This window comes from Sphingobium sp. DC-2, from assembly GCF_000722555.1.
Classification (GTDB): Bacteria; Pseudomonadota; Alphaproteobacteria; order Sphingomonadales; family Sphingomonadaceae; genus Sphingobium; species Sphingobium quisquiliarum.
Genome location: NZ_JNAC01000115.1, coordinates 1 through 4,711 on the forward strand (window position 1 = coordinate 1; position 4,711 = coordinate 4,711).

Genomic DNA, 4,711 nt, shown 5'->3' on the forward strand with positions numbered 1-4,711 from the left:
CTCATCAAGCCGCTACCGTGAATCTGTGTCCGAATAATGTACAGAGGCCAGCTTCGATACTGTCAATTTTCGCCGGTTCGAACGCGTGGCGAGCTTTCTCCGGGTGGACCCCAGGTGGATCGTTCGCGAGGTCAAGGCGACAGTGGAACGCGCTTTGGATAGCTGGCCCGCGGCGGCGGCCGATCTTCTGGGGGAGCGGTGGTCGGCCATGCTGCTCGCGCGGCTCAACACACTGACCCTGGTTCAAGAAGTGCGAGGTTCGGCTAAAACCTGACTAAACCGACCGGCCAAAATGATCGTGACGGGTGCATTCGACAGCTACAACGCCTTGTTTCCAATCCCGGCGGCATCTTCATCAATCGTGAAACAATCAGCGTCGCAGCGACTTGCCGATGAAGGCGAAAGCTGTCGGGATTAGAAATCCGGATTCAGACTGGAGCGGGTAGCGGGGATCGAACCCGCATCACAAGCTTGGAAGGCTAGTGCTCTACCATTGAGCTATACCCGCCCGTCAGGCCATGCGCCCTGCCATCTTTTGGGAGGCTCTGCAATATCCAACTGCTGTCGGTCCGCTGATCGGGGCAGTGAATCAATCGACCGGCACTGAGTCAGACAAGTCGTAAGACGGGTAGGGCGCTTACGCCTATCCTGTGGCGATGGAGCACGCACTTTCTTCCCGGCTGATCCACCTGCGCGCCTTGGACCCCGCTCATAATATCGCGCGCGACTATAGCATCTGGATGAGCGTCGACCTGTTCGGCGACTATGTGGTCGAAACCTGCTGGGGACGGATCGGTGGCCAGGGGCAGCGGCAAAGACGCAGCTTTCCGGATGCGCCCTCCGCGCGACACCATGTTAGGGCGATCATCAGAAAACGGCGCGGATCAAAAAGGCGGATCGGGGTCGAGTACCGGCTTATGGTAGCGGCAGGTGAAAGCGCCTGATCGGTGAACGTGATGGGCATCTGAAGAGCCGCACCACTCGGGCATGGAAATGCGCAAACCAATATCGGCCAAATCGCTACTGATCCAGAAAATCCTCGGTCGCATTGCCCCGCCCGGATTTCCATTCCAAGCCCCTATGCATGAGCTACAGGATACTATCTGGATATCTGAAAGCTATCGATCTACCGTATGGCAGAATGGCGTGGCCCGAAGACAGATTGGATGGACTATCCGGCCCGCATCTGTCGCGCTCGATTGATCGACAGCAGGCCTTCTAAAACTGCAGGCGGCGGACGTTGATGTGAATGGCCGCCTACGGATCGAATGTCCCCCACACGATATTGCCGATATCCGGCACATAAGCGGCCATCACCGGATTGCCGCTGTCATCATGATGTTTGACAGCCTTAACGGTGCAGCGCCTGCTCCAGCGCCTGGCGAATGAACCGCTGATACGGCATGCCCTTGCTGGCGGCTGTCGCCTTGACCTGCTCCAGCAACTCGGCGGGCAAACGCATGTTAACCCGCGCGTCCTTGCTGCTGAACTCAAATCGCGTGGGTGTAAGCGCAGAGAGATCGTATCCGGTAAGATCGGCGGAACCGACGAAATCCTCGGCCTCCTTATCGCTGGACAACAGCGGAAGGGGTTTATCCTTGCTCATAGTGCCGCACCTCCTTGGCGTGCATGTAACGGGCGCTGATTGGACGGATAAATCTTGCCCCGTTCCGTTCGCGCCAGGTGAAGGCCAGAAACACATGACGGCCACTGCTGGCGCGGCCGATCGCCAGAAAGCGCGTCTCCATCGTCGAATGGGCGACATCTGGCCCTATGGACGGCGTACCGGCGAACACGCTTTCGATTTCCGCCCGCGTGACACCATGTTTCTGACATTTCGCCTGGTTGCCTTCATCCCAATCGAAGCCAGCGACATTTTTACTATCCACGCTGAAAAATGGCATTTGTATGTACATTTGTCAATGCTGATAGCATCATCGTTCGCGGTCCCCGTCCTTAGCGCGCTCCTGCTCCGTCCGTTGCGCCGTCGCCTCCACTATCTGCTCGGCCGCGCTTCGATCGGCGGAATAAGGCGCTCATTGCCGGATCATTAGCTTGATCGTCTAAGGGAACGAATGATCTTTACCTTGGCGCCGATTGTCTCGGCGATTGAGGCCCACTGCCGATCTGCGGTCCATACTGGCAATCCGTCACGAATAGCCAAGGCCAGACAGAAGCGATCGCCAAGCGATAATCCTGCTTCGGACGTTGCGGCGCGCAGATGTCCGGCCATTTTCGCAAGCTCTGCATCCACCTCCACCCAAGTAACGGGCAGGGGGCGTAACATCGCGTCCGCTTCCTGGGGCGGCATGCCGTTATGGACAAAGTGGCCAATGACCTCGGCGAGATTTACAGTGCACATGCGCGAGCCGATGAGTGCGCCCGCCACCTTGTCGCCGCCCGGTTCATCACGCAGCATGGCGAGCAAGGCGGAGGCGTCGAGGACGATCGACGTCATTCGCCGCTTTCCGCGCGACGGTTGGCAAGAAAGCTGTCTACCGACGCCTCTGGCTTGTCTGCAGTATATTTGCGGGCCAGCGCACGCGCATGGGCGACAGATTGGGCAACCGTGCGCAGAATGACGCCGTCGGGCGTTTCCTCCACAATCAGCGCCCCGCCGCCGGTCAGGCCCAAACGTTTCCTAAGATCAGCCGGAAGGCTCATGCGGCCGTTTGCGGTGATATTCACCTGTAATGTCATAGTTTTAACTCAAGCCCAATGATTCTCATGATTATCATCTTTTATATTTGTGCCTCAATTCAAATTTTATGTCACAATCTATAGTGAATGTCACATTTTTCAGGTTTGTGCGTGGAATGCGCATTATCCTTTGATAATGTCCTTTATCATATACTACGGCGGAGCGGGGCATGGCCGAGGAATTGGCATGGCGGAACGAGATCGTCGGCATCGCCGGCAGCGGCCTGGTGCTGCAGATCGATGAGACCGAGCGGGTAGCGCCCTGGTCCGCGATATCGAGCATCAGCGTGGTCATGGCGCTGGTGGATCGGACCAGCGAGCGGCGTATCCCGGTGTTCGTGTTCGGGATCATGGATGGGGCCGACGAACGACTCTTTGTCGTCGGAGAGACCGAGCCGATGTGGGAGAGGCTGACATCGATCCTGTCTGACTTCCTGCCGGGGATACCGCCCGTGGACATTTGGCGCGGCGAGCTGGCGGCTTCGGGGCAAGCCTCGCTTTACGACCGGGTTGTCGCCGAGCCTTGGCGGAGCCGTTTAAACGATCCCGAGATCCACTGACGAGAGGAAGGCCCCTATGGACGTTGACGAGCTGCCCGACGACAACTCCGCCGAGCGTGACCAGGCCAGGGCATTGCGCGAGCAGGCCCGCGCCGCCGGCCTTTTGTTCGAGGCCTATCTTACCAGCGACCTCGCTGACTGGCTATTGGCGCAGATCGAGCGTGGCAGGTTCGCCGATCCGTCCGAAGCGGTGTTCCTGATCGTCCAGAATTTCATCGAGATGGAGCCGCACCGCGATTTGCGCGACGAGCTGCTACGCCGGACATTGGATGCATCAATAGAGCGCGGCCTTGAAGACGTGCAGGCTGGCCGCGTCCACGATGCCGATGAGGTGTTTGACGAGCTGCTCCGCAAAATGGCCGAGCCGCGCCCCGAAGCGGCCCGCTGGGAGAAGATCACGCGATGAACCAGCTCGCCCCCCTGCCCTCGCCCGCGCTGGCGTTGCCGGCGCTGATCGCGTCGGCCGACGACGCCACGCGGCTGCGTTTCCTTGAGTTCTTCGCCGTCACCATCCGCAACCCGCACACGCGCCGCGCCTATATGCGCGCGGCGGGCGACTTCCTGGCTTGGGCAGCGGAGCGCGGCGTCGCCTCGCTCGCCCAGGTGCAGCCGCTCCACGTCGCGGCCTGGGTTGAGGCGTTGACGCGCGAGCTGGCCGCGCCCAGCGTCAAGCAGCAGCTCGCCGGCGTGCGCCACCTGTTCGACTGGCTGGTAACGGGCCATATCGTGCCGGTGAACCCCGCCGCATCGGTGCGCGGGCCGGCGCATAGCCAGCGGCGCGGCAAGACGCCGGTGCTGGCCGCGCAAGAGGCGCGCGCCTTGCTCGATCGGATCGACGTGACCACCCATGCCGGCCTGCGCGACCGTGCCCTGATCGGCCTCATGGTCTATAGTTTCGCGCGGATCGGCGCGGCGCTGGCGATGCGGGTCGAGGACGTTTTCGTGCAGAACCGCCGCCTATGGGTGCGGCTGCACGAAAAGGGCGGCAAGCGGCACGAAATGCCATGTCACCACAACCTTGAGCATTATCTGACCGATTATCTCGACGGCTGCGGCTTGCGCGATGATCGCAAGGGGCCGCTGTTCCGCACGATCGGGCGGCGGACCAAGCGCCTCAGCGATACCCCCCTGCCCCAGGCCAATGCCTTCGCGATGGTGCGCCGGCGCGCGGCGGCGGCCGGGATCGAGACGGCGATCGGCAACCACAGTTTCCGGGCAACCGGGATCACCACCTATTTGAAGAACGGCGGCACGCTGGAGACGGCTGCGACGATGGCGAACCACAGCTCGACCCGCACCACCCAGCTCTACGATCGCCGCCCCGATGACGTGACGCTGGACGAGGTGGAGCGGGTGTTGATCTAGGCGGCGGGCGCCGGCGCACAGGTCCAGCAATCGCCCTGGCTCTGTTGCAAAGATTGGCGGCAGTCAGAGGTAGGCTGTCGCTCTGC

Annotated in this window: 9 protein-coding genes and 1 tRNA gene; 5 read left to right on the forward strand and 5 right to left on the reverse strand. The window is 61.0% G+C overall.

What is annotated here, in order from left to right:
* Positions 1–85: 85 nt before the first annotated feature.
* Entirely contained in the window at positions 86–274 is a 189-nt protein-coding gene (locus tag ET21_RS27880) for a hypothetical protein (protein WP_156029319.1), read from the forward strand.
* A 160-nt stretch (positions 275–434) separates the two neighbouring features.
* Here ET21_RS27880 and ET21_RS0120850 read toward each other — a convergent pair.
* A tRNA-Gly gene (locus ET21_RS0120850) sits at positions 435–508 on the reverse strand.
* 148 nt (positions 509–656) lie between these two features.
* On the opposite strand from ET21_RS0120850, the gene ET21_RS0120855 reads away from it, so the two are divergent.
* Positions 657–944, forward strand: coding sequence for a WGR domain-containing protein (locus ET21_RS0120855; protein WP_037471613.1), 288 nt, complete (start codon positions 657–659; stop codon positions 942–944).
* Between the two features lie 407 nt (positions 945–1,351).
* Here the strand turns inward: ET21_RS0120855 and ET21_RS0120860 are convergent, their stop codons facing one another.
* The 4 genes from ET21_RS0120860 to ET21_RS0120875 all read right to left on the reverse strand — a co-directional run bounded on the left by ET21_RS0120860 (position 1,352) and on the right by ET21_RS0120875 (position 2,700).
* Complete coding sequence (locus ET21_RS0120860) at positions 1,352–1,606, reverse strand: CopG family antitoxin (RefSeq protein ID WP_030541190.1); 255 nt, start codon at positions 1,604–1,606, stop codon at positions 1,352–1,354.
* Complete coding sequence (locus tag ET21_RS0120865; RefSeq protein ID WP_202807150.1) at positions 1,593–1,916, reverse strand: BrnT family toxin; 324 nt, start codon at positions 1,914–1,916, stop codon at positions 1,593–1,595. The genes ET21_RS0120860 and ET21_RS0120865 overlap by 14 nt, the downstream gene beginning before the upstream one ends.
* Before the next feature lie 134 nt (positions 1,917–2,050).
* Positions 2,051–2,458: a type II toxin-antitoxin system VapC family toxin gene (locus ET21_RS0120870; protein ID WP_030541192.1), complete on the reverse strand. Its 408-nt coding sequence runs from the start codon at positions 2,456–2,458 to the stop codon at positions 2,051–2,053.
* Complete coding sequence (locus ET21_RS0120875) at positions 2,455–2,700, reverse strand: AbrB/MazE/SpoVT family DNA-binding domain-containing protein (protein WP_030541193.1); 246 nt, start codon at positions 2,698–2,700, stop codon at positions 2,455–2,457. The genes ET21_RS0120870 and ET21_RS0120875 overlap by 4 nt, the downstream gene beginning before the upstream one ends.
* A 170-nt stretch (positions 2,701–2,870) precedes the next feature.
* Here ET21_RS0120875 and ET21_RS0120880 point away from each other — a divergent pair, with 170 nt between their 5' ends.
* Genes ET21_RS0120880 through ET21_RS0120890 form a run of 3 tightly spaced genes read left to right on the forward strand, consistent with a single transcriptional unit; the run spans position 2,871 to position 4,625 of the window.
* The gene (locus ET21_RS0120880) at positions 2,871–3,260 is read left to right on the forward strand and encodes a hypothetical protein (protein ID WP_030541194.1); all 390 of its coding nucleotides are present in this window, start codon (positions 2,871–2,873) and stop codon (positions 3,258–3,260) included.
* Between the two features lie 16 nt (positions 3,261–3,276).
* Positions 3,277–3,666, forward strand: a complete 390-nt coding sequence (locus ET21_RS0120885) for a hypothetical protein (RefSeq protein ID WP_030541195.1) — start codon at positions 3,277–3,279, stop codon at positions 3,664–3,666.
* Complete coding sequence (locus tag ET21_RS0120890; RefSeq protein WP_030541196.1) at positions 3,663–4,625, forward strand: tyrosine-type recombinase/integrase; 963 nt, start codon at positions 3,663–3,665, stop codon at positions 4,623–4,625. The genes ET21_RS0120885 and ET21_RS0120890 overlap by 4 nt, the downstream gene beginning before the upstream one ends.
* Positions 4,626–4,711 lie beyond the last annotated feature (86 nt).